The sequence below is a fragment of the Mesorhizobium sp. M7A.F.Ca.ET.027.03.2.1 genome (assembly GCF_003999175.1).
GTDB lineage: Bacteria > Pseudomonadota > Alphaproteobacteria > Rhizobiales > Rhizobiaceae > Mesorhizobium.
In genome coordinates, this window is the sequence record NZ_RZOM01001050.1 from 1 (window position 1) to 2,187 (window position 2,187).

Below are 2,187 nucleotides of genomic sequence, written 5' to 3' on the forward strand. Positions count from 1 at the left end.
ATCTGGCGCCGGCCGATCGACAGGTCGCCGACAATATCGGACGCCGAAATGCTGTGGCCCGGAAAGATCTCGTCGAGCTTGGCGGCGATCAGATCCGCCGCCTTGCGCCGCCAGCCGAAGCCGCGCAGCGACGCGTGGTTGATGCGCGTGTTCTCGGCGACGCTGAGATTGGGGCACAGCGACAGTTCCTGGAAGACGCAGCGTATGCCGAGTTGCTGCGCGCGCGACACCGAGTAGTTGTCCTCGGTGTCGCCATGCACGCCGATCTGCCCACTGTCGGGCACCAGCGTGCCCGCCACCATGTGCATCAGCGTCGATTTGCCGGCGCCATTGTGGCCGACGAGACCAACGCATTCGCCGGGGCCGACATGGAAATCCACGCCGCCCAGTGCGCGAACGGCGCCGAAATGCTTTTCGGCGCCGTTCAGTCTGATGATGTCAGCGTTCCCTTCAGGCATGCTCAACGATATCCGCTCGATGATCCGGAGGGCAACGCTTGTTCAAGGCTCACTTGATGTTGGCTTTGATGGCCGCGATCGCGTCTTCCTGCGTGTATTCGTGGCTGGCGACGCCGCCCTTGGGGATCTTCGGCAGCTCGGCCTCGAAATCGTCCTGTGTGAAGGCCAGATACGGCACCAGCAGATCGTGCGGAATGTCGGTGCGGCCGTCGAGCACCTGCTGCGCCACCCAGAAGGCGAGCGACGACACGCCGGGCGCGATCGAAGCCGACCAGGTCTGGTAGCCGTCCTTGTCCTTCTGCTCCTTCCACCACTGCAGCTCGTCCTGGCGGTTGCCCATGATGATGGTCGGGCGCGGCTTGCCGGCGGCGGCGAAGGCCTGGGCCGCCCCGTAACCGTCACCGCCCTGGTCGACGACGCCTACGATGTCGGGCAGCGACGGCAGGATGGTCGCAACCGCCTTCTGCGCCGTCGTCTGGTCCCAGTCGCCGGTCACCGAACCGACGATCTTGAACTCGGGATGGGCGGCGACGCCTTCGAGGATGCCGGCATGGATGGCATCGTCGATCGAGGTCCCGGCAAGCCCACGGATTTCCAGAAGATTGCCGCCCTTGGGCTGGAACTTGGCCATCTGCTCGATTTCCTGCTTGCCCATGTCCTTGAAGTCGACGACGACACGGTAGGCGCAAGGTTCGGTCACGGTGCCGTCGAAGGAGACGACGACGATGCCGGCATCGCAGGCCTGTTTGATGGCGCCGTTGAGTGCATCCGGCGAGGCCGCGTTGATGACGATCGCGTCATAGCCCTGCAGGATCAGGTTCTGCACCTGCGCCGCTTGCGTCGGCACCTCCTTGTCGGCGGTGGTGAAGATGTCGGCCGCGCCGACGATCTTGTCGGCGACCGCCTTCTTGGTGACGATGCCATAGCTGTCGAGCATCGCCTGCCGCCAGGAATTGCCGGCATAATTGTTGGAAAAAGCAATCTTCTTGCCGCTGGTGTCGGCCAGCGCCGTGCCCGAGGCGAGCATTGCCGCCAAGGCTCCCAGAACGAACAGTTTCTTCATGTCGTTATCCTCCCAGATGTGTTGACTGCTGCATTCCCACCGGCTTTGACCCCGGCCTCACTCCCAACTCTGATTTGAGCACGGATTGTCGCGAGCTCAAAACAGTCTCAATCCCGGCACCCTCACCCTGAGCCGGTACAGCGACGTCGACGCGGTAATGTAGAGGCTTTGCAGATCGTCGTCACCGAAGGTGAAATTCGCGCAATCCTCGGGCGTCCGGATGACGCCAAGAATGGCACCCGAGGCATCGAAAATGTGGATGCCGCCGGGTCCGGTGCAGTAGAGATTGCCGCGGCTGTCGATCTTCATGCCGTCGGGCGCTCCCGGCCCCTCGCCCTCGGTCACCGCCCACACCGCGCCGCCATTGAGGTCGCCATTGGCTTCGACGCCGAACACCCTGATGTGCCCGCGTTCGGTGTCGTTGATGAACAGCCGCGACTCGTCCAGCGAAAAGCAAAGCCCGTTCGGCTGCCCGAAATCGTCGGCCAGCAATGTCAGCCGGGCGCCATCGCCATCGATGCGGTAGACGCCCTGGAACGGCAGGGCCTGTGGCCGTGGCACGCCATAGAATTCCCTCCGGCCATAGCCCGGATCGGTGAAATAGATCGATCCGCCGGTGGCAACGACGATGTCGTTCGGGCTGTTGAGCTGCTTGCCCTGATAGTG

At 63.5% G+C, this 2,187-nt stretch carries 3 protein-coding genes; all 3 read right to left on the bottom strand.

The window, feature by feature from the left end; all coding sequences use genetic code 11:
- The coding region (locus tag EN750_RS30955) for an ATP-binding cassette domain-containing protein (protein ID WP_145968075.1) at positions 1-458 on the bottom strand (458 nt) is incomplete at its 3' end.
- Positions 459-507: 49 nt separating this feature from the next.
- Positions 508-1,521 carry an ABC transporter substrate-binding protein gene (locus tag EN750_RS30960; RefSeq protein ID WP_023811211.1) on the bottom strand — a complete coding sequence of 338 codons (1,014 nt, stop codon included), beginning with the start codon at positions 1,519-1,521 and terminating at the stop codon, positions 508-510.
- A 96-nt stretch (positions 1,522-1,617) separates the two neighbouring features.
- A partial coding sequence (locus EN750_RS30965; protein WP_145968076.1) for an SMP-30/gluconolactonase/LRE family protein occupies positions 1,618-2,187 on the bottom strand: 570 nt, incomplete at its 5' end.

Bases quoted from the DNA above. Each gene is read 5' to 3' on its own strand.
- EN750_RS30960 (WP_023811211.1), bottom strand. From the start codon at position 1,521: ATGAAGAAACTGTTCGTTCTGGGAGCCTTGGCGGCAATGCTCGCCTCG.